19 protein-coding genes, 1 pseudogene and 1 riboswitch are annotated in these 25,876 nt (G+C 53.3%); of the genes and pseudogenes, 3 read left to right on the forward strand and 17 right to left on the reverse strand.

The genetic code is table 11. The features are described from left to right. Positions 1–521: 521 nt before the first annotated feature. Together ACT3T6_RS16280 and ACT3T6_RS16285 are read right to left on the reverse strand one after the other, a co-directional pair. Entirely contained in the window at positions 522–947 is a 426-nt protein-coding gene (locus ACT3T6_RS16280) for a pseudoazurin (RefSeq protein ID WP_287076905.1), read from the reverse strand. 81 nt (positions 948–1,028) lie between these two features. After that, positions 1,029–2,042 (reverse strand): ABC transporter substrate-binding protein, encoded by a 1,014-nt coding sequence (locus ACT3T6_RS16285; RefSeq protein ID WP_193053184.1) that lies wholly within the window; start codon positions 2,040–2,042, stop codon positions 1,029–1,031. A gap of 73 nt (positions 2,043–2,115) precedes the next feature. After that, a riboswitch (cobalamin riboswitch) is annotated at positions 2,116–2,308 on the reverse strand. 112 nt (positions 2,309–2,420) lie between these two features. Between ACT3T6_RS16285 and ACT3T6_RS16290 the strand changes: the two genes are divergently transcribed. Both ACT3T6_RS16290 and ACT3T6_RS16295 read left to right on the forward strand, forming a co-directional pair. Beyond that, on the forward strand, positions 2,421–2,885 hold the full coding sequence (locus ACT3T6_RS16290) for a DUF2243 domain-containing protein (RefSeq protein WP_193053185.1): 465 nt from the start codon (positions 2,421–2,423) through the stop codon (positions 2,883–2,885). Positions 2,886–2,887: 2 nt separating this feature from the next. After that, complete coding sequence (locus tag ACT3T6_RS16295) at positions 2,888–3,697, forward strand: cytochrome c oxidase assembly protein (RefSeq protein WP_193053186.1); 810 nt, start codon at positions 2,888–2,890, stop codon at positions 3,695–3,697. Between the two features lie 24 nt (positions 3,698–3,721). Here ACT3T6_RS16295 and ACT3T6_RS16300 read toward each other — a convergent pair whose 3' ends face one another. The 13 genes and pseudogenes from ACT3T6_RS16300 to ACT3T6_RS16360 all read right to left on the reverse strand — a co-directional run bounded on the left by ACT3T6_RS16300 (position 3,722) and on the right by ACT3T6_RS16360 (position 21,960). Continuing rightward, positions 3,722–4,996, reverse strand: coding sequence for a VWA domain-containing protein (locus ACT3T6_RS16300; RefSeq protein ID WP_192528423.1), 1,275 nt, complete (start codon positions 4,994–4,996; stop codon positions 3,722–3,724). Between the two features lie 39 nt (positions 4,997–5,035). Then, positions 5,036–5,536, reverse strand: coding sequence for a hypothetical protein (locus ACT3T6_RS16305; RefSeq protein WP_225733913.1), 501 nt, complete (start codon positions 5,534–5,536; stop codon positions 5,036–5,038). Positions 5,537–5,545: 9 nt separating this feature from the next. Continuing rightward, positions 5,546–6,283: a hypothetical protein gene (locus ACT3T6_RS16310; protein WP_192528422.1), complete on the reverse strand. Its 738-nt coding sequence runs from the start codon at positions 6,281–6,283 to the stop codon at positions 5,546–5,548. A gap of 33 nt (positions 6,284–6,316) precedes the next feature. Next, on the reverse strand, positions 6,317–7,711 hold the full coding sequence (locus ACT3T6_RS16315; RefSeq protein WP_226913386.1) for an SUMF1/EgtB/PvdO family nonheme iron enzyme: 1,395 nt from the start codon (positions 7,709–7,711) through the stop codon (positions 6,317–6,319). Between the two features lie 133 nt (positions 7,712–7,844). Continuing rightward, positions 7,845–9,068 (reverse strand): ABC transporter permease, encoded by a 1,224-nt coding sequence (locus tag ACT3T6_RS16320; RefSeq protein WP_225733911.1) that lies wholly within the window; start codon positions 9,066–9,068, stop codon positions 7,845–7,847. Then, positions 9,052–9,726 (reverse strand): ABC transporter ATP-binding protein, encoded by a 675-nt coding sequence (locus tag ACT3T6_RS16325; protein ID WP_287076923.1) that lies wholly within the window; start codon positions 9,724–9,726, stop codon positions 9,052–9,054. Before ACT3T6_RS16325 ends, ACT3T6_RS16320 begins: the two co-directional genes overlap by 17 nt. 28 nt (positions 9,727–9,754) lie before the next feature. After that, complete coding sequence (locus ACT3T6_RS16330; protein WP_193053187.1) at positions 9,755–11,716, reverse strand: vWA domain-containing protein; 1,962 nt, start codon at positions 11,714–11,716, stop codon at positions 9,755–9,757. Then, positions 11,713–12,813 carry a hypothetical protein gene (locus tag ACT3T6_RS16335; RefSeq protein ID WP_192528419.1) on the reverse strand — a complete coding sequence of 367 codons (1,101 nt, stop codon included), beginning with the start codon at positions 12,811–12,813 and terminating at the stop codon, positions 11,713–11,715. The genes ACT3T6_RS16330 and ACT3T6_RS16335 overlap by 4 nt, the downstream gene beginning before the upstream one ends. After that, positions 12,806–15,574, reverse strand: coding sequence for a putative virulence factor (locus ACT3T6_RS16340; protein ID WP_192528418.1), 2,769 nt, complete (start codon positions 15,572–15,574; stop codon positions 12,806–12,808). Before ACT3T6_RS16340 ends, ACT3T6_RS16335 begins: the two co-directional genes overlap by 8 nt. Continuing rightward, the gene (locus tag ACT3T6_RS16345) at positions 15,571–18,624 is read right to left on the reverse strand and encodes a virulence factor SrfB (RefSeq protein WP_193053188.1); all 3,054 of its coding nucleotides are present in this window, start codon (positions 18,622–18,624) and stop codon (positions 15,571–15,573) included. The genes ACT3T6_RS16340 and ACT3T6_RS16345 overlap by 4 nt, the downstream gene beginning before the upstream one ends. Positions 18,625–18,639: 15 nt before the next feature. Further along, positions 18,640–20,049 (reverse strand): SrfA family protein, encoded by a 1,410-nt coding sequence (locus ACT3T6_RS16350; protein WP_192528416.1) that lies wholly within the window; start codon positions 20,047–20,049, stop codon positions 18,640–18,642. Positions 20,050–20,462: 413 nt separating this feature from the next. After that, a pseudogene (locus ACT3T6_RS16355) lies at positions 20,463–20,546 on the reverse strand (arginase family protein); the annotation flags it as partial. 94 nt (positions 20,547–20,640) lie between these two features. Beyond that, a complete protein-coding gene (locus ACT3T6_RS16360) occupies positions 20,641–21,960 on the reverse strand; it encodes an NRAMP family divalent metal transporter (RefSeq protein WP_193053189.1) in 1,320 nt (439 codons plus the stop codon). Positions 21,961–22,316: 356 nt separating this feature from the next. Between ACT3T6_RS16360 and ACT3T6_RS16365 the strand changes: the two genes are divergently transcribed. Beyond that, the gene (locus ACT3T6_RS16365) at positions 22,317–22,967 is read left to right on the forward strand and encodes a hypothetical protein (RefSeq protein ID WP_193053190.1); all 651 of its coding nucleotides are present in this window, start codon (positions 22,317–22,319) and stop codon (positions 22,965–22,967) included. Between the two features lie 52 nt (positions 22,968–23,019). Here ACT3T6_RS16365 and mapR read toward each other — a convergent pair whose 3' ends face one another. Both mapR and fabF read right to left on the reverse strand, forming a co-directional pair. Continuing rightward, the gene (gene mapR, locus ACT3T6_RS16370; RefSeq protein ID WP_193053191.1) at positions 23,020–24,441 is read right to left on the reverse strand and encodes a GntR family transcriptional regulator MpaR; all 1,422 of its coding nucleotides are present in this window, start codon (positions 24,439–24,441) and stop codon (positions 23,020–23,022) included. 67 nt (positions 24,442–24,508) lie between these two features. After that, a complete protein-coding gene (fabF, locus tag ACT3T6_RS16375) occupies positions 24,509–25,774 on the reverse strand; it encodes a beta-ketoacyl-ACP synthase II (RefSeq protein ID WP_193053192.1) in 1,266 nt (421 codons plus the stop codon). Between the last annotated feature and the right edge of the window lie 102 nt (positions 25,775–25,876).

Genomic DNA, 25,876 nt, shown 5'->3' on the forward strand with positions numbered 1-25,876 from the left:
CGTTGAAAAGCTGACCATAAACTGCGCGTGTGCCTGTGCATTAATGGATTGCTTACTTTTATCGGCAATGAGCGTTATAGCTGAAGCCATGAGGGGAGAAGATGATTCCAGGTTTGATCTAAGTCAAATTTAATTAAAAATCAGACTTGTCTATCTTGACGGTAAGTCTTTATGACTTTTTTAAGTCTATAGTTGATGTATTTAAAGTGCTTTTTATTTTTTCTTATAAGTTGTTTTTTTAATGGTGGCGGCGCTGTTAGATAGCAAGATGCCGCAAAGGCGATGATGGAAGGTGTGTGATCTAGATGGCGTACTGGAGGTGTTAAAGTCGTATGTTTAATGTCTGCTCACTGGGTTGTCTGAGAGGATCGAGAGCAAAGAAGATCAACATTATATGTTAGATAGTTCGCCCAGAGAGCTTTTTCATATCAAAAGTGACCAGGCTCACGAGGTATCACTAAATGCTGATCTTTAAAGGCGGTTTGATGTGACAAACCGCCCGAATAGATAAAGTAATATAGTTAATTGTTTGCCTGCCGTGACAGGATTTCAACAAAACGCTGGCGTGCCGGTGCAGGCAGGTTGTCGGGCAGATCCTCTTCCGTTGCGGTGGTATCGCCGACCTGAATCAGCATCACCATGCCCATGGTGTAATGCGGTGAGCACTTGATGCCCCAAATGCCCTCGGCATCCAGCGTTACCTCAATCTCTTCGTTAATATTGCCTACAAATGCCTCGCCGCCTTCGGGGATCATGCCGTCAATGGTGGCCGCATTATGCCCCGGGGCGGTGGCTAGAAATTTCACCGTATCGCCAGGTTGAACAACAAGATAGTCCGGTGCGAAAGGCATTGACCCGGTAGCGTTGCGGTTCAGCATCTCAACAGTATGTGTGTCGGCCAGAGCCACCAACGGTAGCAGGCCAAGCAGAACAACAAGTCGTCGCATCATTTTCATAGTGAGTAAGCCCGTGCATTAATGAGTAAGAAGCGCGCCCTTGGGGCACGCTCAATGTGGCGGCGCAATGCCTCACGGTGATAGGTCAAATTCCGCTAACTGGTTGGCGAGTGCTTCCAGCGCAAAAATAGCTCGAACCGAGGGGTCCATCGCATGGGCATCAATCTCAATAATGCGGCCTTGTTGCACGGCTTCGGTCATGCTGGTGACAGGGTCTGACGCAAGATACGCCCGCTTGGCGGCAATGTCGTCGGCTGGGAACCGACGGCGATCCATTCTGGCGGCAGCAATAAACGTGGGGTCACTTCTAACAATGGTTTCCCAACCGACGGTGGGCCACTCCTCTTCTGACGTCACGACGTTAGCGATGCCCAGCTTCGACATCATCCAACCGGGCACGCTGTTAACACCTGCCACATAAGGGTCGATTCCCAAGTCGGCGGAGGAGTACCAAAACACGCCAGTAGTATCGTCCGGTAAATCAAGGGCCGCTGCCTTTTCGATAGCGGCAGCCTCACGCGTCTTCAGTTCGGTTATCAGCTCGTCACCGCGCTCGGCAACATCAAACATCTGCGCAAGTGTCGCGATGCTGTTGTAAAGCAGTTCGGTATCAAACAGCGTTGTGCGGGCGCCGTCCATGCTCTGGTGGTTGCTTTTGCCAATACACTCCGTGGGCATGGTCCAGCTGGGAATGCCCACATCGGCAAACATCTCAGGCGTACCGACCACGCCTGCCGGCCCAATCATCCACTCATAGGCAGATATCACCAGGTCAGGCTTGGTAGCCACCACACTTTCGTAGCTTGGTGCATCATCCGCCAACCGTTCTATATTGGCGTCAATGTCAGCAAACTCCTCTAGTACCGGGTTAATCCAGAGTGCGGTGCCGACAACCGTATCTTCAAGGCCCAGCATGTAAAGGAGCTCGGTGGGCGCTTGGCCGATACTCACTACCCGCTCAGGGGGCGATTCTAGTGTGATCTCGTGCCCGCAGCTTTCAAGCGTCAAGGGGTAGTCGGTGGCGGCATAGGCGGTTTGCCCCAGCCAAAGACTGGCGACAGCCGCCGTGGTTAATCTCAACATCATGTACACTCCCGTGCATGATGAGCAGGCCGCTGGCGTGTAGCTGGCTAAGTAGCCAGCCGAGCCGACCCGCTCGATGAAGGTTAGGGTGTCGGCAGGTCTCCTGACTGACGGGTCGTCGCTAGCTCACCTTCCCAGACATAGCGTCCAGTGGCATTGTCGAGCATCGCTCGCCGCCTACAGTTGCGGGGGCAGTTCCGTTTCGCGGCCAGGCCACGGCGGATTCTCTATTAGGTTCTCGAAAGAACACCGACGTGGTTATTCTAGGGGGTAACGATGAGGCTTAACATGGTTAAAATTAGCCTGGGATCACCTCTTTCTGGTTGCGATAAGCGTGTGGCGTACCTAACTTGAGGGGAAACTTCCAGGAGCAAGGATGCCATGGCTAGCTACCCCGCCTCGTCAGTATTTGATACCCAACGCTCGCTGTGGGCAGCCATTCTGATGGGAATTGGTGTCATGGCCGCTGTCGATGAAATCGTCTTCCACCAACTGCTTCAATGGCACCATTTTTTCGATTTCTCCACGCCTGCGTTTGGGATCTTCTCGGACGGTTTACTGCATGCCTTTGAGCTCCTCGCCATCGTAGTTGGGGTGTTTATGCTGCTTGATCTTTCCCAGCGCAAACGGTTGTCGATCCGTTGTGCTCAAGCGGGCTTCTTTCTGGGGATGGGCGGGTTTCAGCTTTTCGACGGCGTTATTAACCACAAGATTTTACGCCTGCACCAGATTCGCTATGGGGTTGATCCGCTGATGTATGACGTGGTGTGGAATGGCACGGCGGTAGGGTTATTGTTGGTAGGCGTCTGGTTGCTTTTTCGCGCCAAGCGCTTGGCGCGTCATTAAGCATGCAGGTTCACGATCACGCCGCTCACGGGTCGATGCTTGATTGGCTGCCCGTGGCACTGATCGTTCTACTTATGCTGGCGTATCTTCTGGCCGCTTATGCCCAGCGGCAACAAACAGTCGGATGGAGCGTTTGGCGAAGTATCTTTTTTACCCTGGGTAGCCTGCTGATTGCTATCGCCGTGGCGCCACCTTTAATGGCTTGGGCGCACCATGATCTAGTGGGCCACATGGTTTTGCATCTATTAATTGGTATGTTTGCACCGCTCGCTTGGGTACTGGCGGCCCCTGTTACGTTACTGCTACGCGCCTTGCCTCAGGCGGGCGGAAGACGAGTCGTCGCTTTGCTACACAGCCGGTTTGTGCGCTTTGTTTCACACCCGGTTAGCGCACTTGTGCTCAATATCGGCGGTATGTACGTGCTCTATTTAACGCCGCTTTATGCGCTATCTCTCCATCACCCGATAGTGCATGTTGTCATACACCTGCACTTTCTTTTGGCCGGGTACCTGTTCTGCTGGACGATTCTGGCCGAGCCTGATGTGTCGCCCCATCGGCTGAGCCTGCTTTTTCGGATGGGCGTACTGTTTGCGTCTATTGCCACTCATAGCCTGTTGGGCAAGCTGATGTACGGCTACGGTTGGCCTCGTGGTACTGGCCATTCGCTTGAGGAAGTACAGGCCGCCGCCCAATGGATGTATTACGGCGGCGACCTGGCGGAAGTGCTGCTGGCCGTGGTGTTGTTAACGCTTTGGTTGCGCACGCCCGTTGAGCGGCGTGAGGGTTTATTGTCAGGCGCTAGGATTGGTTAATACTATGGTTTTAAAGGCTTAGACTTAGGGGGTGCAGTACTCCTCACCAAGTGCTTCTCTTCCCGCATCTAATAGCATTGTACTAATCATTTCAGCATCTTGAGATCCGAACACGCGCCCACCTGTTTGTTCGGCGATGCAGTTTGATAATCCGCTGTTCGAAATATCCACAACGTTAATTTTGAGCCTGGGCTGTTGGCGGGCAATTTCTTGAGCAATAGCGCATTGGTCCTGACCACAGCCATCATCGCCATCAACAAACGCTAAAATAACCGCATCACGCTCTTTGCCATCAACGATATTGGCGGCCTGTAATAAGCTTGCTCCTAGTGGTGTACCGTCATTAGCCAGCAATCGATTAACACCCTTTATGAGCTGTGGGCGTTGCTCTGCAGAGAACATGCCTTGCATAACCGTAGCGTCACACCCTTGATAGGTGATCAGTCCAATATCGACACTGGGGTCAATCGCCTGCACTAAGTCGGTGAAGGCTCCTTGAGCGACAGTGAGACGTGAGGGACTGGCAATTATTTGCTGCATACGTGGATCATTGATCTGAAACTCACGCAGGGCATCGGGCATGTTGAAAAACCACAATTCATCTTCCCTGGACGTTTGAATATTCAGGTTCATGGAACCGGAAGTATCAAAGATAGCTACGAATTCTGGTGGGGGGGTGTTGTCGCTATAGCAGACAAGAGGGATTGTTTCGTCTTCGCTTGGTTGCCAAGGAAGAGAAAACGGTCCCCATCGATTAAAGGCAAGCCACAAGCCAAGCAGTATTAGCCCAACCATAAGCGGTAAGAGTAATAACGGTAATAGCAAGTGATAGCGCCGCCTTGGAGGATCTGCTGGTCGTGCCATTACAGGTTGATTGATTGGCGTTGAGGACGTAACAGGACCTGCCATCGACTGCACGGGTACCCAGTGAACTAAAAGCGGTTCGCCATTTACTGAGTACAGATTTTCGGTGCTGGGCCCCGAGGGCAACTGCCTTAACTCACTCGCAGCTGCGTTGTCTCGTTTTTCCAGTTCAGTGATCAGGTTGCTTAAAGCCAATAAGCGTTGATCAAGACGCTCTTTCAGCTTCTGCTGGTCACTGAGTGGAAGCTCTTTAAAGTGATGGGATTGTCCCGGTAACTCCGTCCACCACTCCAGACTATCGGAATTTCCCGGGCGAGGCGTGGCAAATAAGTTGCCTATGCTAGGAGGGCTGTAGCGATGGACGAGCCTCTGCAACCGCTGTGGTTGCAGAGGGTCTGCCAAAGCAAGCCCTTCCTCACGCAGAATACGCTGCATGGAGGCCCTCCAGCGAGGAGGCCGCTATCTTTTGAATCATCACGGTGCATAGCCCAGGCTTTGTTGAAGTCTGTCTACTTGCTCTTGCAAAGCTTTAAGCCGTGCTTGTCGTTCAGCGAAACTCTCCTCTTCTGCACCAGACGTTGCTAAGTCCGCGTTATTCTGCTGCGCTAACGCGTTCAGTTGATGCTGTAGCCCTAACTGATCTTGAGAGCGGCTCTGTAAGCGCACCATTAAGTGTTCAATCGTACGCTCAAGTTCATATTGTTGCTGATTAGTCACGCGTAGCTCATCTCGTGTAGCACGTTGCTGCTCTGCAATTTGCCGCTGGATATCACGAAACAGTGCATTTTCTTCTTTATCAAGCTGCACTTGCTGCTCGCCAGCATCGATACGTGACCGATAGCCGCCGCCAGCATCACAAGATAGCTTGGTGAGAAGACTGGCTTCTTGGCTGGGGTCACAAGCTTGCGGAGAAGTGGCACAGCCATTAAGTAGTATCAGGCCGCAAGCGACAGCCATAAGTTGAAACTTCATCATAGTGTCTTCTTACCCCAGAGTGATCGCAGAACGCATGCTGTAGAGATCATCGACTTCTTGTTGCAGCGCTAGTACCTGCTGATTCATTACGGCAATGTCTTGCTCAACCTGCTGAATTTCAGAAGAGCTTGCTTCTTGACGCTCTAACTGGGCCACTTCTTCATATTCGGTCACTGTTTTTTGCATGTTTCGAATATCGCGTCGTAGGATCTCGATATTACTGTCGATACCGGCTAAATCGTTTTGAGCCATTTCCTGGTTTATACGTTGCTCAGCCATTTCCTGCTCTAATCGTTCGATACGTTGGCGGTCTTCGGCCATAACTTGACGGGCCGTTTCTGTGCGGGCGATAACTTTCTGAGTATCTTGCTGAATATCTTTGCTCATCATCTGTAAGCGCTCTGCTGATGAAGCATATTCATTACGCCGCTGGTCTAAATAGTAGTTAGCACCCATGGCGACGCCACAGGCACTGATGCCTGCAATAATGGCACACTGAGCTTGGTTGCTAGAGCCACTGAGCATACATCCTATAACGCCAACAGCTGCACCTGCTGCGCAGGCTTGAAAACCAGATTTATTGAAAAACTGAGCATCGTTGCCTTGCGTTAAGCGTGGATCTGCTGATTGGTTGTCAGAACTGTTGAATAAGCTACTACCGGTGCTGGCGCAACCAGATAGAGCAAGTGTGCTTGCTATTGCTGAGCCAACGAGCAGCTTCTTAAAATAAGTGGTGTAGAGCGACATGTGTTGTTCCCTTGCGTTGTTTAATAGTGGTTATTATTTTGCCATGGCTTTACAGTTCTCAAGCCAAGCCCCGGCGGTAATGCTCTGATTGTTTAAAAACTGTTGCTGATGCCCCCAGTAAGTTTGAAGATAGGGTTCAAGCTCGCTTAACTGAGCGTTAAGGGAGAGAATTTCGCTAAATACTTGCACTTGTTCTGCTAGAGAATCGGAACTATATAGAGTGGCGGATTCCACCAAACTGCTTGCGTAATAACGGCTAAGACCTTGAAGGCGCTGTTCTTGATCCTCCAGGCGGGTTTGCCGCATTCCGCAACTGGCATCAGGGTTGTCGTTTTCACAGTTAACCCGATAGTTATCCGCCAGAAAATCATAAAAAACGCCATCGTCTTCTAACTTGGTGCATAGAAAAGCACCCAAGTTGAGGCTGGCACGAATTGCCTGGTTGCGTGCTTCTTCACGACGTTGGTTGCTGGCACGCAACTGGCGCTCTAGTGACTGAAGTTCTTCTTGTAAAGCATCATCTTGTACGCCAGAGGCCAGGGCGGCCAACTGGACTGCCGTATCCGGCGTGCCATCTTCTTCCTCTCCCAGTCCAAGCGCTGCCCACTGCTCTTCGATCTCTGCGATACGCTCTCGGGAGGTAAGTGTCGGTGCTACGACAGCCAGGCGCATGCCGGTAGCACGGCCGCGGGATTGGCCTTCACCATCATAGTACGGCTCTTCACTACGTAAGGCCGTGCGAATGTCTTCACGAGGGCTTAAATAATTGCCACCGCGCACGATAACGCCACCTGCTTGGCCATGCTGGCGGTCAAGCTTGTTAAGTCGGAAGGGTTCAAACATCATTTCACTGGCGTTACCCAGTATGTCATGTAGGCCTAATGGATTAGGGGCCAATAGGCCTGTTAGCTGGAGTCGTCCATTGGAAGACTGAGCGCCTGAAAACCATTCGTAAGCATTAATTCCTTCTGGCATGAGATAACGAGAATCACGATACTCCGCCGTACTTACTTCAAGACCGCCACGTGCAGCGAACTCCCATTCAGTTTCTGTGGGTAAACGCACGAAACCTAACGCACTGTCTTCCTGAGGAAGTGCATCCACCGCATTGTCACGCAGCCACAGGTTGTAAGTATCGCCAACCTGCATGGCATCAAACCAACTAATGCCTACTTTGGGAAGACGCTTACGATTAGAGAGGCCTGGGCATGTGTTTTCCATTAGGGCTTCGTACTGTAGTTCGGTTAGCTCGTACTTGGCCATTAGGTAGTACCGGGAGGTAGCTCCTTGGTCGTCTATAAAGCTACCCGAAATATGTGCTGGACGGCTTTGCTCCACGTAACCCCATCCTGTGCCGTCTTGCCCTACTTGAACGGGAAAGTCATCGAGTGGTTTGCTGACGGGCACATGTACCTGGCGAAACGTCATTGCACCACCGCACGGCATTGGAAGCACCACATCCCCACTCGAAGGGGCTGGGTTGTAGAGTCTTTCAGGCCATTGCTCCGCTTGGGCAATACTGGAAACGCTAAGTCCGGACAATAATAAGATAAGGCAACGTTCAAGCTTCACGTAGACTCTCCGCTGGTTGAATTCCGTAGGCACGTATCACGCCGACCATGACGACCAATAGCCCTACCGAAAAAGCGAGTATTAAAGCGATCACGGCATGGAGGGGGGTAATATGGCTCACAACGCCTGAGGCTAAATGGCTCGTGGCGAGGGCACGGTTAAAAACGACGGAACCCAGCGCAAATAGGCCCAGCCCTGCCACAAAAGCGATTAGCGTTAACACGCTCACTTGAGCGGCTATATAGGTGGCGATAGCCGGGCGTTGAAAACCAAGCAAGCGTAAAACAGCATACTCACGGCGTTTTCGATCAATGTTGGCTAAAAAAGCACCACTCATGGAGGCCATGCATCCAATAATCGCTGTTACGGCAATAACACCGAAAACGAGTTCTAGAACTCTATTGATGGTGCGTACATTTTCAATATCAGCAAGCTGGCTTGCAGTATCAATACGCTGGTTCTCCAACCACTCCACTAATCCCTGTACTGAATCGCCATCCTTGGCGTAAACACGCGCCCGGGCGTATCTCAATGGGTAATCATCTCGCGCTAAGCCATTATTTATGCCTAAAAGGGGACTTGCTTGACCGTCTCGAAAGTGTTCCAACTCAATAAGCAGTGAAAGATCCACAAAAGCAGCCGGACGCGAAAAGCGGGCAGGCTCTAGTACACCCGCAATTTCTACGTTCAGGTGACCACGCTCAAGCTGTTCATCAAGCCTTCTGTTAACCGCTAAAGTAAGAGATTCGCCCTCGATGACGTCAAGGCGCCTGGCCGCTGACTCACTTAAGATGATGCGTGCCCCTTCAGGGTAGCGATCCAGGGTGTTTAGCAACGGGTCGCCAGGTGCCGAAGGAATCAATTCGATGCCCTCCAGGAAGTGCTGACGATCCTTCAGCAAATTGGCTTGAGTATTCAGTGAGCGTGTTTGCCCAATAGCGAACCCTACCTCGGGATGTTCGCGCAGTTTCGTCATCCAGTGATCGTCATAACTACCGCTTGTCAGCATGCGCACTTCGAGGTTTCGTGGGTCATCAAGTAGCTCGCTTTGAAGCTGGCTAACAACGCCATGTTTGAGTCCGAAAAGCAGCAACAGCGGCGCAATCACTGCTACTAAAGCGGCCGCGATACATAACGATACTTGGCGATCATGCCAAAGATCCTGCAACGCTAAACGAGTAATGAGAAAAAATCGGTTACTGCGCGAAGGCAAAACAACACCCCTCTGGCGTTAAGGAGGCTGCCAGTCTTGGCAGTTTGAACTGATCAACCAGCGTGTAGTCATGGGAGACCACGAGTGCAGCCATATCGAGCTCTTTCACAAGCGATACCATAAGGTCAAAAAGCTGAGCCCCTGCGTATGGATCAAGAGCTGCCGTGGGTTCATCGGCCAGTAATACCTGCGGCTCATGTGCCATCGCTCGCACGAAAGCAGTGCGCTGGCGCTCTCCAATGGAAAGCGCACTAGGGCGTTTATCCAACAGAGCGTCCAGGCGCAGCTTGGCACAGGCATGCTGAATGCGTTCACTACTAGCGGGTAGGCCCAATAAGCGCCGGGGGAGCGTAATATTGTCGCGTACGCTCAAGTACGGCAGCAGCCCACCGTTCTGTAGTAAGAAGCCAATGTCTTTCGAGCGAATGCTGGCCAGGGTGTTTTCGTTCCTGTTATGCAGCAAGGCGGCCACGTCGGTCTTTGCCTTCCCAAGCGAATAGCTTTGCAGCGTGCTGGGAGCGAGCAAAAGCCCTATTGCTTCTAGCAGGGTGCTTTTACCACAGCCGCTAGGGCCGACAATTGCCGCTACTTGTCCCGAGATGAGAGCAAGTTCTGGCAAATAGACTTCGTGACGCTCATCGCCCTCACCACGTGCCACACGTAATTCCTTTAGATTCAGCACAGGCTTAAGGCATCATTTCTAGTGGAATCGGATAGACATCATCTCTAGGGTCGGCGCCTTCAGCGAGAGATACCCACCTATCAACGTCTTCGTTATAGCGCTGGTAATGACGTAGTTTAGTGGCGAGGCGTCTGATAAAGCGTTCTTGCTGCAAACCATCCCAACTCAGCCAGGTTTCTTCATCAAGATTAAGCACTTCGCTTTGATAGGGGAGGTCGTCAAGGTACTCGCCCATAAGTCCTAATTCGCTTAAGTGCTGCCCTTCGCTTTGCTGTACTTGATTAGGATCCGCACCCATTGCTGCAGCCACAGAGCGGAGCCGATCAAACATGTCGGTCGGCGAAATAAGCCCAGCATTTGCTGCGTTAAGAATTTCACTGACCACGTCACTCAAATCGCTAAGCTGCCCTTTGGTAAGCAGTACACGCACGTCGATGGTTGGCACATGTTGAGCAATGAGATCTCGGTCGCTAATCCATGCTTCAAATACGGGTGGAGCTTGGCTTCCCGTTACTTGGCCAAGGTAAGCAAGGCGCATTGCATGGCCAATGACCTGCATATCATCCATCAAACGTTGCTCACTTGGGTCTTCAGTGGGCTCGGCGTTTAAAGCGCTACCGATGGCCTCATCGCCTAAATATGCCGCTTGAACCTGGTCCGTAATCGCGGAGGCTAAAGCATCAACACGCTGTCCAAAAAGTATTACATCGCCTGTATTAACAGGGTAATAGAGTGAGGTGCCCGTGCCTGCGAACGTAGAGAGGTTGCTGTATTGTGCTTCAGCTTTAGCATGGTCCCCGTTGCTCTCGCCGCCAGGGGTTTTTAAATGCAAGGTATAGACTGCAATACCTTGACGGGCGGCTTCCAGACGAACCTGGTCTGCACTAAACCCTGTCGACGAGCGCTCGCTATCACTGTCAATTGCACTGGCGTCAGTGATTAAAACAATGTAGCGCGCGCCAAAATTACTCCACTCAATCTCTTCGACTGCCTGCATGATGCCCGCATAAGCATCTTCCTCCCAGCCAACGGTAGAAACCTGGGCTTCGCTGAGGCTTGCCACCCGGGCCATAAAATCGTTGCCGCTTTCAATATCAGCAGGATTAGCGAACATACGGGTGACATACTCAATGCCGGGTGCTGCGTCTACGCTGTCGCGATAGGAAACCAGGCCAAATTTTACCTGGTCTGTGAGCTGTTGGTCCTCAATCCTCTGGTATATACGCTCAACGGCTTCACGGGTACGCTCAATGTAGGGTCCCATGGAAGAGGTGGAGTCAATGACAAATACAACACCGGCATTAAACTCACGTAACTGCGCTGAAGGATCCTTCTGGGTATCATCCTGCTGGCCTTCTTCAGCCGCCTCACTGACAGAAGCAACACGCAGCAAGCGTGTCATAAAGCCAGCCTCAGTCATGATCTCTTCGCCTTCAAGAATAGGCAGTAAATAAAACTGTTCTTGAAGATCGACAAAGTACTCAGGCTCTTGGGCGACGATCCCCGAAGCCTCACCATCACGGCGTAGCTGAGCACGTAAGGGAGCTACTTTTCCGGAAGGCTCAAAGTCGTCAAAAATTTGCATCAGTCCGTCACGTTCTTTAAAGAACATCAGACGTTCACGATTAGCAGGATTGGTAAATGACAGTGTGAGCTGCATTTTCCAATCGACCGTACAGGATTCAGGCAGCCAGCCAATGGCGCTGCCATAACTATCGGGGCCCACCTTTAGCCAGTTTTCGCCACTCTTCTCGCTCAACTGATACACATAAAAACGGCTAAAGGCAGGTTGGAGCTCGCCCCCTGCACCGCCTGCATCTTGCACGAGGTGACAGCCTGGCGTTGTCAAAACGCGTTGGTAAAGTGTTTCCTTTCCTTCTTGTAATAAAGGTCGGTCGTCAGCGAGCGCTTGAGTAGCTGCCAACATGCCTACCGTCAGGCTCAGCAGTATCCTGTGCAGTGTCATGGCTGAAGTTCCTCAAGTCGCTGATTAGCTTCTGGATTTGTGGCGTCAATGCCTTGGGCGGTCTCGTACCAGAAGATAGCGGTTTCAGCATCCGCTTCTGGGAAGCAGGTACTGGATGCATGCTGTTCAGGATCAAATTGGCGGGCATAGCCAAGCGCGGCGTCAATATCGCCATTAAGCGCCTCATGGGCGTAAAGACGACGTGCTATGCCGCAACGCTCATTCGCTAGCGCGTCGTCAATCACGCTCAGCATGACGTCAGAATCAATCCCAGCAGAGGTGCAGCTCTGAATAAACTCAAGTTCGCCCTGTTCGGTCATACGCTGAAGAGAGCAGGGAGCGGCAATCCCTTCTGCCGGGCCCTCTTCACCGACCGGAGCTATTTCAGCTTCAGGTTCAGATTCAGGTTCAGGTTCAGGTTCTGGGGCAGCAGGCTCTTCTTCCAACGGCTGTTCAGGCTGACTTTCCTCCTGCTCTGCTTCGCTGGCAGCGTCTGAAGGCGCATTGCGCATCGCTAGGCCGAACCAGGCGGCGGCTGCAAGAAGTGCCAAAAGCACAATAGCCAGTACTATCCAAAGCCATCGCTTATTGCCCTTTTTTGCTGTCTGGGGCGCTTCTGGCGCTGGCGTTGTAACCTCGGCGGGTGATGGCTCAACCGGTATGGGGTCAGGCTCTGGTTCGGGTTCTGGCGCCGCCGGTGAATGTAGGGCCGCTCCTGCGGCTAATGAGGGCGTACTGCCACTGGCGCCGGATGGCATCAGGTCACGGGCTAGCTTTAAACGTGCGCGCCCCAACTCCGTGCCATCAGCAGCGTAAAACCGAACCATATTGGTGGCATGCGGATTTTCGATTAGTGGGTCAACGATCTGCTCATCGACCACAGCCGTCGAGTGGCCGTCCGCATTGGTTTGCAGCGTTGGCAGCGTGAATTTAAAAGAGTGGCTTCCCCACTTTCCATCGGCTTGTAAAAAGTGTTCATCCTGGTTGCGCTGAATGTCTACCGACAGACCTTCGCTCGGAGGAGTGCCACCGATCATTACTAGCTGGGCATAACCGGGTTTAAGATCAGACAGGGGGCGAAGCTCAACTTTACGCATACGCCTTCTCCTTGGTAGTGAATAACGCAAGTACCTCACCGAGGCGCTCATTCTGCTCAATGGTGATTTCGCGACCGCCGCTATGCCCGGCATTTTCTTGAGTCATGAGATAAAGTCCGGATAGCCAGTTGCCAAAATACACCTGCGCTTGATTGACGGGCTGGTCAGGTAGTTGCGGTAATTCGCCGTTGGGTAGGTGGTCACGCTGATAGCCAAATAGGGGACCTTTTCTACCCACAAGGCTTGCAGGCCGCTGATCCACAGGAAGGTAGTGAAAACCGAGCCAGGCAATGAAATCACGCAGCACGAGCTGGGCCGTCAATACTTGCCGTGACACGAGCCGATCCCGGCGGGCGCCGCTTTGAATGCGTTGCAGCAGGGCTTCTTGCAGTTTCTCTTGTACCTTTGACCGGCTGGCACCTGTAATCAGTTCATCGGCCAATAGCTTCATCAAATCACGATCCAGCCCCAGCATGCGTAACAGCCCTTGGCGCTGGGGAAACTCACGCAAGTGACCTACCCAGGCGTGATAGACGGCCTTGGCAAAGCGGTGATCAGCACTTTGCAGCACGGGCGCTCTTGGTGCCTGGGCGGGTATATCGGTTGGTTCGCCAGGACTGTCGCCAAAAGGAAGCGCTCCAAAGTCAGCTTCCAGGCCAGCACTACTGCTGCCATATAGCCCACCATTGTCGACGCTAGCGTCGTCGTCATCTTCTGTGGATGATGACAGGCTGTCTTCGCTGTCACTGAGGTAGAGGTCGCGAACGGTTTCGTCGGGCAGTTCCAGGTGATATTGCAGCTCTCCCATTGATTGCCAGCGCACCTGAAGCTCTTTCCAGAAACGGCCTGCAATGGCGCGCTTCTGCTCTACTTCACCATCGGCGTCATTGAAGTGCCAAGTAGCAAGACGATCCGTGACCAGCGTACGATATGTTTCCTTGAGCTGGCTTTCGATCCGGCCTAATTTGTACTCCAAGCCTGCAATGCGGCCCAGGTAGTCGCCAACGTGGGCCATGCCACCATCATCTAGCGTCAGCATTGCTTGCCAGGCATCGGCGGGTTGCTGAACGTGCTGCTGTACCGTCGGGCTTTCAATGAAGGTATTTTGCATGCTTGCCAAGGCTGCTTGTGTTGCTTCGTTTATGGCAACTTCCCGGCCTTCTTCACTTACCAGGAACGGCACAGGCAAACGCGGTTTGCGCACCAAGAAAGTATTATTAAACGCTTGGCCGGGTGACCACTCCTGCATCCACTCAAAGCTTCCGAAACGCTCCAGCATGGTCATTTTGATCAGACCTTCCCAGCCTTCACGCAACTGGCTTTCGGTTTGTTGCAACGCGCCGGAAATACGCTTATCGAACATGGTGAGCGCCCAGATCAGCCCAGGATCGCGCTGGCCGCGTTCGGCGGCTGTTTCGCCTTGGGTTTTTTCGATCCAGCGGGTTAAGACCGGGCCAACGCTTGTCACATCGCTCTGCTTGTCTGAACTTGTACAGACCACCAAGCCGTTCATTTCCTGGCTGTCCGTGTAGCGCTCGAACAGGTAGGCCACCTTGCCACGCAGCAAGAGTTGAGAAAGGCCTTCCTGGCTTCCTGATTCACCAATATTACGTAGGCTTAAACGGCCGCGATAACCGGGGAAGTCCAGCAGGTCCACCTGCTCTACCCGCGGGTCACGGGTAGGCTCGATCAGAGGAAAGGTCAGTTCCGCCGTGAGTGCTGCGAGTTGGGCAACCGATAAACTAACCGGCGCGGCCAGGGTATCGCCAATTGAGGGGCAAACCTCAAGCGTATAATCCTTTGCGGTACCCAGGCGCTCCAGTATGTCGACGTTCATGATGCTGTCGCGCTGACTAAAGCCGTCTCCATCGCTCACTACCAGGCAGCGAAGCGGGGCATAAACGCGAGCGGCGTGGCCCAAGGCATCCAGGGTCTGGGCGAGTTGGCGATAAAGGTGGGTAAGTTCGGGTTGTTCGCCCCATAAAATGGAGAACAGCTCAGCCCGTTGGTGGCTGGTAAGTTGCGGGGCAAGCTTGACTACCTGCGGCCAGTAGCGGGCGTTGAGTTTGCTGACGGATTTAGGAAAGCTCGCCTGTAGGTAGTCCCAAAGCTCTACCACATTTTCGGGCGTTACACCTTTCGGCGTTATCCCTGATTGGCGCTTTTCATCAGATTCAGCAGCGTAAAGCGACAGCAGGCGCGCGACTTTGCTTTCATCAATTTCGTAAACGTCTTCGCGTTCGTGGTCGAAGTCGTTGAACCAGGCATTCGCCAATACTTTCGCTACTTCCACTTCGCTGAACAGCTTGAGTTCAACCGGGAATTCGCTGGGGCCGGAGCTTGCCGTGCGGCTAAATCGTGTGACCAGGCCGGTCGCTTCCTTACCACCACCGACAGGGTTGATGTGTTCGATAAAGTCTAAACGAGCCGAGCCATAACGCGTTTCCAATTTGCCGTTTTCGCCAGCCGCCAGTGCGGATATAAGATACGACTTACCCGCTTGAGAGAGCCCAAAAAAGCCGACGGTCATTGGTGTCGTGGCGGCATGCGATAAGCTTTTCGCAAGGTTACGGGATCGATAAAGGGCAAGCCCCAGCGTGTCTGCTTCACTGTCGAGGCTGGGGGCGCTTTGGCGCACTGAGTCAATCCACTCCAGGGCTTCACCTGCGCCCTGATAAAAGGACTTCCAGCCTTCGCTGAGCTGTTTCTGTTCTGGCGTCAGCTGTCCTGGTGACAACTGTTCGGGTGTCAACTGGTTCATGTGCGTTTTACGCTCCCGCTGTCCAGCCAGTAGTTGGTATCGCCCAGTCCGGCATCATTAAGTGTATTGAGCTGCAGCTTCAGGTCACGTGAGCTAAAGCTGCCTTCACCGCTCGTTTCAACGCTGGCGATCTTCAGGCGATCACTGATCAGGCTGCCTTTGCTGGCCCGTTCATCCACCGCTAAACGTACCTTCAATATGAAAGCGTGGCCCGTATTGGCTTTGGCTTTTTCGAACTTCTCCGTCCCGGTCGGGGTAAACGTCAGCGTATAGAGCGGAGACGCTGACCAACGCTGAGCGGCTAGCTGGCGAAAGCCGATTCGAAGTGCACCGCGCATTTCGATTGCGGGCGTTTCCCCTGTTTCATCTTCTTGCAGATGAATCATGGTGCCGTCTTCGGAGGTTGTTATATCGCGATAGGTGATATCGGCATCAGGGATCGTATTATTGTTATCAATCAAACCAATATGACGAATCGTTGAATAGGGTTTCAGCTTCGCAGCATCGAAAAAGAAGTTGGACAGATCATGGCGGGTGCACAGTGAGCACAACATCGCGCCTACGGAAGCCGTGGTTTTAGGATCGTCTATACGGCCGTTGCGATGGAAGGGGTACCAACTGCCTGTGCGGTAACCCTGCAGTGGCAGGATGCGCCCCGGTGGTAGTGGCAGCATTTTGCGCAAATAGGCTTGGACACCCGGTAAACGTGATGGGCGGCCGGTAATCAAGAGCATGTCGCACTGATATTGGAAAACCACTTCACACAGCGATGCCAGGGTTTTGCAGATGTTGAAGCGATCTTGCAAAAAGGCACGATGAACGTCCAGCAAGTTGAACGTAAGCGGAATGCTCATCAAATCAAACGTAAGGTCCATGCCCAGCTCGTGCCTTAGTGCCGTTTCGACATAACGGTGCACCGATGTGCTTACCTTGTGCTCGCCTAAGCGTTCACCGTAGGTGAGTGTCTCTGAGCCACAAGGCTGCTCGGGGTTAAAGCTTTCATAGGCCTCAAGTAGCGCTAGGCCGAGCGGGGTGAAAACCTGCAGGTTAAGCTGTTGGCGTAGAACCTGATTCTGGGCATTAGCGTTGTCCTGCCCGCATAGTTGCGACATCATCGAGTCAGGCGATGCTACTCCTGCCTGCTTGAGCGCGGCCTCAAAACTGGGAAGTACGAACAGCTGAATGACATCAAGCAGGATGTCATCTCCGGCGATGCGGAAACCGTCACGAAAGCGCTGCTGTGGTACGACGGAGACATTACTGCCTCCGCTCGTTGATCCACTGCGGTCAAGATGGTAGTCGGTAATGACCAGGTCCGTGGTGCCGCCACCAATATCAATAGTGGCAAGGCTGACCTGCTCACGATGGGGTTTATCAGGGCGTGCAAGCGTTGCGAAGAACTCTTCTGGATGCCCGGCAAAGTTCTCCTTGATTTCCGTATAGAGGTAAACCAACTGGCCGCAGGAGGCTTCGTCCCACTCTACACGCAAGCTCGGCATCGGGACGCGTAAGGTGCCGTCAGCTTCTGCTTCAAACGGATTACTCTCTTCTTCACCGTGATCCCAGCCCAGGCTTTTCCAGATCAGGGCAACCGCTTGCTCAAGCCGTGATACCAGCAGGCTGCGTTCTGCCTGTGGCAGCGCTGGAGGCACTGTCAGGGTGATAGAGCGTAGCTGGCGAGGGCGGTTGGTATGCCCTTGCCGGGCACGCTGAGCGGGGCTGTTCATCTGCATCAATGCTTGTGCCAGCACTTCTGACAGCATGAAGGTCATCAGCGAGCTGCGCGAGTAGTGCGGCTTGAAGACAGGTAGCTGATCTTCTTCATCCAGCGTGTAGAGCGCATCCCCCAGCTCGTTAATCAGATGAGAGAAGGGGGCGGCGGTGGCATGTGGCTCCGTGTCGGTACGCACATACGCACTGTTAAAGCGCCAACCGTGGTGATATGTCTCATCGTCCCACAGGTAACGTTTGGGGCTGGATAGACCTGTGGAGCCTTCGGTGCCCCGCCGCCGTCCGGCCAAACGTCCTGCTTCCACGCCAACCCGGGCGATGGTAGGCCATAAGAAAGCGTCATGACGGCCACTCTTGACGGATAAGTGGTCTTTGCCAAAAAAGGTCTGTGAGAATTCAATACGACTATCAAACGGGTCTCTATAAACCCGCTCAGGATCGACAAGGTCACGCAGCTCAAGCACATAGTTGTGTCTCAGCCCCATGCCCGACTGGCCGTGATCTTCTATCAGAATCCCGCACGTACGCGAGTTGCCGACATCGAGCACTAGGTCGACGGGAATTACCCCTTCTTTCTGGGCGATAACCTTGATGTCAGGAATATGAACGCGTTTGCCCTGCTTGCTGTGCTCTTCTTCGATAGGCTGGCGCAGCAGGCTAAGTACGTTCAGGTAATGTGCAAAATGCTGGCACTCTTCAAGAGCGTCACGCATTTCCTGGCTATCAAGCTTGGGATTGGCTTCGCGGAAAAGCTCTTCAAGCCATTCTCTTACCCAGGATTGGTCAAGAAACCAGCGCATGTTCGACGTGCTGGTGGCCAGGCGGAAGTTGGTGCCTGAGTTGACGTCATCCGTCGTTGGGCAAAGGTATGCGGTGTTATCACGACGCGGCAGCGTTTGTGTATCAAAGGCTAACGTCAGGCGATGAGTATGGCCGTCGATATCGGGCTCATCCAAGGCCGTCAAGCGCATGCGGGCCCAGTTGGCAGGGCCTTCATCAAACTTGCTTGGCGGCCGAAAACGGAAAAAGGGGAGCGGGAGCCAGGCTTTATCCAACTGCTCAAGACTTGTCGACATCGCCATGTCGAATTGAGGGCGTTTAACGATTTCAAACTCGCCAGGCTCTACTTCATGAAATAAAGAGCCATCTTCTTCATTAACCAGCAGGCGAGTCAGCATCTTGTCCGTAGTGGCCAGATACATGAACTCCCCAGCTGGCTCCTTGCGAGGCTCCAGTGTTAAACCAAAGTCCAGGAACTGAACGCCGGAGTGGCTAACCAGAGTTGCCACCTCTTCGAAATTAATAATCTCAGGTAACATAATCCGTTTACCGTCCTATTCGCTGGCTTTCTGAAGCCGCATGGGAAAAGGTTCATCGTCATAGCTGGCTGCGCAGTCGGCCATTTCGCCCTCGTTTTGATGGCACTCTACGCGCGGCATTTCGTAATTACTGCCGTCTTCACAGCGAGCACGCTCTTGGGCTTCAACCTGGAGTTCACCACTTTGCATCACGGCAGTCACAGGACCTGAACACATCACACCAGCCTGCCCACCGCGGCGAATAAACATCTGTCCTTCGCCTTGGTTGAATGCGTAGCGTACTTGAAGAGGCTGACCACTCTGGCTATCCATTACGCCTGCGCCTTGCCAATTACCGTCGAGAAAAGCAGCTGTTCCATCTGGCGTGTTGGCAGGAAGGTTTAGTGGCTCAGGGAGGGCTGTTGGGCTCTGGGCTGTATTGGCTCTGCCTGCTGGCGGCTCTGTGGCACTGGGTGATAACGCGTTGACGGGCAGCTCACTGACAGGTGGCAATGGCTCAGAAAGCGCTAAATCCATATTTGATTGAGATGGCATCGTGTTTGCCAAGCTGTTATCAGATAACGCTATAGCAGGCGTTCCAGTTGAGCTTCCCTGGGCTGGCATGCTGGCTCCAGCGTTTAACCCAAAAACGCCATTTGGCAGCGCAAGATTTTTAGGGCCGATACTAAAAGGCCAAGTATTCAAGCCCTGCGAGGGCAGTTGAGGAACAGCAAAAGAAGGCGTTTGGACCGTCGGTAGACTTAGCTCAACCTTGGGTTCTAGCGGCGGTGTAGAACAGCGTTTCAATCCCAGCAGCAACAGCAAGCCTAAAAGTAAAGCCAAGGGCAATAGCCACCATAAACGGCGCCACCAAGGGCGCGGTTTCACAGCAGTGGGCTCATTGCTAGGCACGGCAGCCGCTAGTGGAGCTAGAGGCGGGGATATGGGCGCAGGAGCCTGTGCTGGCTCAGTCTCGGGATAGAGGCACTGCAAAGGATTAGCGTGCCGGTCGGCTTCAGGATGTATAAAGCCCCAAAAGGTGAGTACCGGAGTGCCGTCCACCAAATAAACATGGTTTTCATCTGGGAAGTGACAAGACCATTTGACTAAGCGTGCGAATACTTCGTGGTCACCGCCCTGGCCGTCACCGGGCATTTCGACAGCTTGAATCTCTTTTTTAAAAGATTCCAACTGAATACGCGCGTCCTCTCGTTCACCTTCAGTAGCATTCTTCCAAGGCACTACGTCACCGGGGATGCCACTGTACCAATCGACGCCTTCTCCCTGCTGGTCGCGTTGTGGTATAGCAAGGTGGCGCTCTTTTCCTTTTAGGCGGCGTGCAATAGTTTTACGTAATTGAAGCGCAGAGTGAAAAACCGGCTGCCCCGTCTCGCCAAGGGCGCGATATTGGTCTGTCTTACCGCTATGCAGCAACAGAGATGTCATGCCTATACCTTACTTTGAGGAACCACTCATTGACTGGTTCAGATAAGCCAGCGTTAAAAAAGTGGTTTCAATAAAGCAAGATCAAAAGAAGCTTGGCATGGAAGTGAAGTTGAATTTTTCAAAACCAGCGTTCCCTAACGAATTTTAATCGATTTGATTAGTTTTCTAAGCATCTTAACAAGGTTAATTTAGTAAAAAAAGGAAAGTTAGATTGGCAAGCGAGATGCTTTCTAAAAAGCCTGTTAATAGCGGATTTTAGATAGGATTTTTTTCGGGAAGGAAAACGCTGAAACGTGCACCAAAATCTCTTTTGCGTCATGTTTTTGAAACAAATTTTTAAGAGCCTTGGATTGGAAATAGACCATAAAATTCGCCCTTCTTGAGGACCATGAAGGGCGATAGTTCTTTATATCAACTTTTAGCAGTAAGTCGGTCGACATACCGCCACATACCGGTGTGCCGGTGCACGGTGCAAATGCGGGGTCGAGCCTATCAATACCTGCGCGGCCGAAAAACTGCACTTAAGCCAGTTAGCGCTCAGCCATGCACTAAAGCGGCTTCGCGAGGCGCTGACTAGCGAGTACTTACGAGTTAGTGAATAAAGCGAACATAAATATAACCCAGTGACAGAAGCGCCAGGGTAGCGATTGCTAGCCAGCTCCAGGCATTAATCAGGCGTGAAGGGCGCTGGGACACCGGCACGGTTGAGCCGTTTGCCGTCAGGTGGTTGAGGGTAGCCAGCACCGGGCTTATCAAAAACGCCACGACCATGACAAAGTCCATAAACAGCCGGAAGCTGCCCATCAAGGTATACAGAATCACCACGGCCAGTAGTGATAAGCCCACCATGCATATAAAAAATGCGCGGCTGCCCTCAATCGTACGGCTCTCTTCCGTGGCGCCTTCCGGGCGTGTAAACGTATAGTAAGAGGCCGTGATCATGCGTGGAAAGCCATCCAGCACGGTCAGCAGTGTGGTGAGCATGACGGTAAACGCGGAAATACCCACGACCACGCCGCTCCACTCGCCCAAGGTGTTGGTATAAAGGCCAATCACTTGGCTTGCGAAAGCGACGGCACCATCGGCGGGCGTTATTGCCTGGCTGTGCATCACGCCAGCGCCCATTACGACAAAACAGGCCGCCAGAACGGCCGCGCCGATATAGCCGATATTGAAGTCGATTTTTTCGGCGGCAGTGCCGCTGCGCACGCCCTGATTTTTATTACGCGCCTCTGACCACAGTGAGTTCATCACCGCGAGCGTAATGTCAGACGGCATCAAGCCAAGCACCGCTACCAGGGTAATAAAGGTGGCTGTACTAAAAAGCGGAGAGACGGCTGTCGCGGGGTAGAAGGTCCAGTCGACCAGGGGCACGGCCACCAGGGCAGCCAACAGGGTGGTGACGCTTAAGATGACAATAAAGACTTTATTGACCCAATCAAGTAGCTTGTAACCGCCTGCAAATGTCAGTACGCAGCACAGGGCAATCAGTATCACGGCGATGGCTGGCGGGCTTAACGTCATAGGCACGATACTGCCGGCAAGACCTGCCGTGGTAATCGCAATGGCGGCAATAATAATCGCCGAGACAGGTATTTGGACCAGCGCAAACAGCGCCACCACGGATTTACCAAAGGTCTGGCGGTAGCCCTCAACCAGCGACTTGCCTGTGACGCTGACATAAAATGGCCCGAAGAAAAAAGACGGATACTTAAGCAGTATGGCAAGTAAAATAAAGACCAGTAAGCCGATGCCATACTCCGCCCCAGCACGCGTTGATTGAACAACGTGAGACGTGCCAATGGCTGCCCCCGCAAATAAAAAGCCGGGGCCAAGCGCGGCCAGGTATTTGGCATACATGGATGTGACCGGAGGAGAAGCCGTCAGCGTGCTGGATTCTTGAGGGGGCATGGTGGGCTCCTTGTGAGCGAGATTTTATTGAAATGTCATTATTGTTTTAAGCGATTCTGATCGCGGGCCGCTATGTTAGCTCAGTCTTTGATGGCTTTCATGCGCTATGCGCTGTATGACGCTACTCACGTATAGCAAAATCATTAAGGTTAGCTAAATGGCGAAGGCGTCACGCGAGCCGGGTTTGCTTGCGCTGGGTCAGCCTTTAAGCTGATATGTATTTATCGTAACGTTCTGAGTCTGTACTGAAACGGCAGTGCAAGGCAGAATTCAAAAACGCACAGATGGCGAGCAGGACATTCGTTAACCAGACGTCAGGCTGTTAGAGTAATAAAACGTTTAAGAGGCGCGCTACTATGCTGACTGTTTTCATTTATTTTATGATTTTTATAGGTGTCACGGCCGCTTTATACCAGGTGTATGAGGTTAACTATAATATTAACTTTGCCAACGACTTGAAGCTCTCAAGCGGCGATAAAGAGCGCTTAAGCGAGCTTTCGCATAAAGCATTGTTGGCGAAACAAGCAGTCGGGTCAGCCGACTTTGACCAGGCGGTCGCTCAAACATTTGGGCCTCAGATGGATCATCACATGGCGCTCCTGGCGTTTACTGAGGAAAAAGCGGGCACCTATGCCATTCCACTTCTGCGCCGCAGGGAGCAGCTTGATGTCAGCGGCGAGTTACGTGTGCGGCATTTATCATTGTGTAAAACCCGGCTACCCACATGGGACACCCGCGTGCTGATGATTTCACTGGTGATTGTGAACAGCATGCTGGCGCAGTTCCTGGGGGGAATGAGCATCTATACGCTGTTATACCCTGTTGCATCGCCCGCCTTTACCTGGCTGAATGAACCTGTGGTGCTGATGCTATTAACTTTCGTGCTGATCGCCATCTCTCACGGCATTTCCCGGCTTGATATGTATCTACACGACCTGTATCAAATTGGAAAGCTGGCCCGGTTAACATCGGCAGACAATCGTCATCTGCATAGCCAAAAGGCGTAAGTCGCTAAAACGAGCGTCTGAAAATGGGCATCTGACACCTGACAAGCAGCGCCTAACAAGATGCCAGCATTGCTCTTAGCTGTTCGCCCAAAAACGCCATGGCCTCTTCGCTGCGCGGTGTCCACGGGTGGCCATAGCTTAAGCGGGCGCAGTTCTGATACCCCTGCGTGGCAGAGAAAATAGGCCCAGGTGCAATGCTGATCCCTTGCGCCAGAGCTATTTGAAACAGGCGCAGTGAGTCCACCGGCTTGGGAAATTCAAACCACAGAAAGTATCCGCCCGCAGGGCGTGTTGCGCGGGTATCCTCGGGAAAGTAGCGTGCCGCCGCCGAGAGCATACGGGCTTGCTGAAATTCCAGCGCCAGGCGCAGCTTGCGCAAATGGCGGTCGTAGCCGCCGTGCTGAAGGTAATCTGCAATGGCTACCTGAGCGGGCACCGAGGGTGAAATTGTCGTCATCAGTTTCAGCCGGGAAATGCTTTCGGCGTAGCGCCCTCCGGCTACCCAGCCGACCCGATAGCCGGGCGCCAGGCACTTTGAAAACGACCCGCAGTGAATCACCAGCCCTTCATCATCAAAGTGCTTAACCGGCACGGGGGGCTTGGCGCCAAAATAGAGCTCGGCATACACATCATCTTCGATCAGCGGTACCTGATGCTGCTTCAACAGCCCATACAGCGCCTGCTTTTTGGCCGTACTCAAGCTCGCCCCAAGCGGGTTTTGCAAATGGCTCATCAGCCAGCAGGCTTTAATTGGGTACTTGGCAAGGCTGTCTGCCAGCTTGTCCAGGTCGATTCCTTCCCGTGGATGAACAGGAATCTCGACCGCCCGTAACTTCAAACGCTCCAATACCTGAAGGCTTGCGTAAAAGGCCGGGGACTCGATGGCGACAAGGTCACCAGGTTCAGTCACGCACTGAAACCCCAGGTTGAGGGCTTCCATGGCGCCATTGGTAATCACCAATTCCTGAGGCGGTAGGTGTACGCCTGCCAGCCGATAACGCAGGGCGATCTGGCGGCGCAGTGCCGTATCGCCTGCAGTCATATCGGTGATGATGGCGTTGGGAGAAAGCTCGCGCAGCCCTTTGGCCATGCTGCGCGCCAGGCGGGGAAGCGGAAACAGCTCAGGGCTTGGAAAGGCCGAGCCAAAAGGCACCGTATCGACATTTTGAAGCGACCCCAGCACTGAAAAAACCAGTTCACTTACCGCAATGTCGGCCGTTTCAGGGTGGCCCAAGGTCATTTCGGGCTCGTTGAGAAACTGCTGCGCCTGTTCGCGGACAAAGTAGCCCGAGCGTGGCCGCGACACGATTAGCCCCTGCTTCTCCATTAGGTAGTACGCTTGAAACACCGTCGATGGGCTAATGGCGTAGTGGCGGCTGGCCTGACGAACTGAGGGCACGCGTTCCCCCGGCGCCAGCACACCACTGCGGATCAGTTCGGATATTTCCTCGGCAAAGCGTTCGTAGCGTTTCATGTTCTTCCGCCGCTAAAAGCAGGCCAAGAGGATACGCGAACGGCGGTAAAAAACCGATGGCCAAGCGCTACATCTGGCTGATAATCAGTGCCGCGTTGACGCCACCAAACCCAAACCCATTGCACAGCACATGCGGGGAGGGCTGGGTGCGCGTTGTTAGCGGGATAAAGTCCAGATCCTGCATATCTTCATCGCAGTGCGTCAGGTTAAGTGTGGGCGGCAGCTGGCCCGTCGTGGCAGAAAGCGCTGAAAATATACTCTCAACACCGCCCGCCGCCCCCAGCAAATGGCCCGTTGCCGATTTGGTGGAAGAGATCGGAATGTGTGGCAGTTTGCTACCAAACACACGCCGTAAGGCGGCAATTTCTGCCCGGTCGCCCACGGGCGTGGAGGTGGCGTGAGCATTGATATAGCCAATCTCATCCGCGTTAAGCCCCGCCATTTTCAGCGCCGAATGAATCGCCGCGGCGGCGCCGTTACCGTCCTCTGGCCCGGCAGTAATATGGTAGGCATCGGCACTGGTGCCGTAGCCGCTAATGACGGCCAGCGGCGTGGCGCCGCGCGCTTGTGCATGTTCAAGTGTTTCAATCACCAGCAGGCCCGCACCTTCGCCCATCACAAAACCGTTGCGGGTGCTGTCGAAGGGACGCGACGCACTTTCAGGCTGCTCATGCTCGGTGGAAAGCGCTTTGAGCGCGTTGAAGCTCGCTAATGATAGTGGGTCAATACACGCCTCGGCGCCGCCCACTAACGCCACGTCGGCTTCACCGCTACGGATTAGACGCATGCCGTCGCCAATCGCTTGCAGGCCCGCCGCACACGCCGTCACCGGACAGCCCAGCGGGCCCTGAAAACCGTAGCGAATCGACAGATTGCCCGCCGCCATATTGGCCAGAAACGCGGGTACGGTAAACGGCGACACCCGACGGTAACCTTTCTGCTGTAGCGTTTGCTGGGCCTCGGTAATCGTGGGGAACCCGCCAATGCCGGAACCGATAATGGTCGCCGTGGCGCGGCGTTGTGCTTCGTCCGTTGGCTGCCAGCCAGCCTGCTCAAGCGCCTCTTTTGCCGCTGCCATGGCGTAAAGGCTGAACAGGTCCAACTTGCGGCGCTCTTTGGCATCCGCGATATCATCCAGACAAAGCCCCGCCTGCGGGTCATCAGTTGAGTGGGCAACCGCACCGGCAATTTTGATAGGCGTTTGAGCGGTATCAAAGCGGGTAATCTGGCGAATCCCTGAACGGCCTTGCAGCAGAGTGTCCCAACTTGTCTTGACGTTATATCCCAGCGGGCTGACCATGCCCATGCCGGTGATAACAATAGGTGAGTGCATAGCGGCTCCTCAGTGCTTTAAATACGGCTACGCTAGCAGTACGCATTATATGATCAAGATAATATTTAGCAGGATTATTTAGCCAAACAATTTAGCCGAACG

This window comes from Halomonas sp. 72 (assembly GCF_052379785.1).
Taxonomy (GTDB): Bacteria; Pseudomonadota; Gammaproteobacteria; order Pseudomonadales; family Halomonadaceae; genus Vreelandella; species Vreelandella citrativorans.

Excerpts from the sequence above, each read along its gene's own strand:
- ACT3T6_RS16280 (WP_287076905.1), bottom strand. The coding sequence starts at position 947 with ATGCGACGACTTGTTGTTCTGCTTGGCCTGCTACCGTTGGTGGCTCTG.
- ACT3T6_RS16285 (WP_193053184.1), bottom strand. The coding sequence starts at position 2,042 with ATGATGTTGAGATTAACCACGGCGGCTGTCGCCAGTCTTTGGCTGGGG.
- ACT3T6_RS16290 (WP_193053185.1), top strand. The coding sequence starts at position 2,421 with ATGGCTAGCTACCCCGCCTCGTCAGTATTTGATACCCAACGCTCGCTG.
- ACT3T6_RS16295 (WP_193053186.1), top strand. The coding sequence starts at position 2,888 with ATGCAGGTTCACGATCACGCCGCTCACGGGTCGATGCTTGATTGGCTG.
- ACT3T6_RS16300 (WP_192528423.1), bottom strand. The coding sequence starts at position 4,996 with ATGCAGCGTATTCTGCGTGAGGAAGGGCTTGCTTTGGCAGACCCTCTG.
- ACT3T6_RS16305 (WP_225733913.1), bottom strand. The coding sequence starts at position 5,536 with ATGATGAAGTTTCAACTTATGGCTGTCGCTTGCGGCCTGATACTACTT.
- ACT3T6_RS16310 (WP_192528422.1), bottom strand. The coding sequence starts at position 6,283 with ATGTCGCTCTACACCACTTATTTTAAGAAGCTGCTCGTTGGCTCAGCA.
- ACT3T6_RS16315 (WP_226913386.1), bottom strand. The coding sequence starts at position 7,711 with ATGACGTTTCGCCAGGTACATGTGCCCGTCAGCAAACCACTCGATGAC.
- ACT3T6_RS16330 (WP_193053187.1), bottom strand. The coding sequence starts at position 11,716 with ATGACACTGCACAGGATACTGCTGAGCCTGACGGTAGGCATGTTGGCA.
- ACT3T6_RS16335 (WP_192528419.1), bottom strand. The coding sequence starts at position 12,813 with ATGCGTAAAGTTGAGCTTCGCCCCCTGTCTGATCTTAAACCCGGTTAT.
- ACT3T6_RS16340 (WP_192528418.1), bottom strand. The coding sequence starts at position 15,574 with ATGAACCAGTTGACACCCGAACAGTTGTCACCAGGACAGCTGACGCCA.
- ACT3T6_RS16345 (WP_193053188.1), bottom strand. The coding sequence starts at position 18,624 with ATGTTACCTGAGATTATTAATTTCGAAGAGGTGGCAACTCTGGTTAGC.
- ACT3T6_RS16350 (WP_192528416.1), bottom strand. The coding sequence starts at position 20,049 with ATGACATCTCTGTTGCTGCATAGCGGTAAGACAGACCAATATCGCGCC.
- ACT3T6_RS16360 (WP_193053189.1), bottom strand. The coding sequence starts at position 21,960 with ATGCCCCCTCAAGAATCCAGCACGCTGACGGCTTCTCCTCCGGTCACA.
- ACT3T6_RS16365 (WP_193053190.1), top strand. The coding sequence starts at position 22,317 with ATGCTGACTGTTTTCATTTATTTTATGATTTTTATAGGTGTCACGGCC.
- mapR (WP_193053191.1), bottom strand. The coding sequence starts at position 24,441 with ATGAAACGCTACGAACGCTTTGCCGAGGAAATATCCGAACTGATCCGC.
- fabF (WP_193053192.1), bottom strand. The coding sequence starts at position 25,774 with ATGCACTCACCTATTGTTATCACCGGCATGGGCATGGTCAGCCCGCTG.